Source organism: Rhizobium sp. 01T444, assembly GCF_056398305.1.
The window spans coordinates 1-522 of sequence record NZ_JBFTPD010000408.1 but is presented as its reverse complement, the minus strand read 5'-3'; the positions used below and the strand labels follow the sequence as shown (position 1 = coordinate 522).

1 protein-coding gene is annotated in these 522 nt (G+C 72.6%); it reads left to right on the top strand.

Features of this window, described 5'->3' with window-relative positions; genetic code table 11:
- The coding region (locus AC1DTN_RS39195) for an MFS transporter (protein WP_477925646.1) at positions 1-522 on the top strand (522 nt) is incomplete at both ends.

Genomic DNA, 522 nt, shown 5'->3' with positions numbered 1-522 from the left:
GCTCAACGGCGTGGCGCAGGCCATCCTCCCGAACTGGGTTCGGGGCCGCGGACTGGCGGTCTACCTGACGGTGTTCAACGGGGCGCTGGCCGCCGGCAGCCTTGGATGGGGCCTCGTGGCGCAGCAGATCGGCGTGCCGATGGCGCTGCTGGCCGGCGCCGCCGCGCTGGCGCTGGTGGCCATCGGCTTTCATCGCGTCAAGCTGCCGGCGGGCGAGGTCGACCTGCAGCCCTCCAATCACTGGCCCGAGCCGCTGGTCGCCGAACCGGTGGCGCACGACCGCGGGCCGGTCATGGTGCAGATCGAATACCGCGTCCGCAAGGCGGACCGGCCGGCCTTCGTCCGGGCGATGCAGCGCCTGTCGGCCGAGCGTCGGCGCGACGGCGCCTATGCCTGGGGCATCACGGAGCACACGGGCGATCCGGAACGCCTCATGGAGTGGTTCCTGGTGGAATCATGGGCGGAGCACCTGCGGCAGCACCGCCGGGTGTCGAACGCCGACGCCGACGTGCAGGCCGAGGC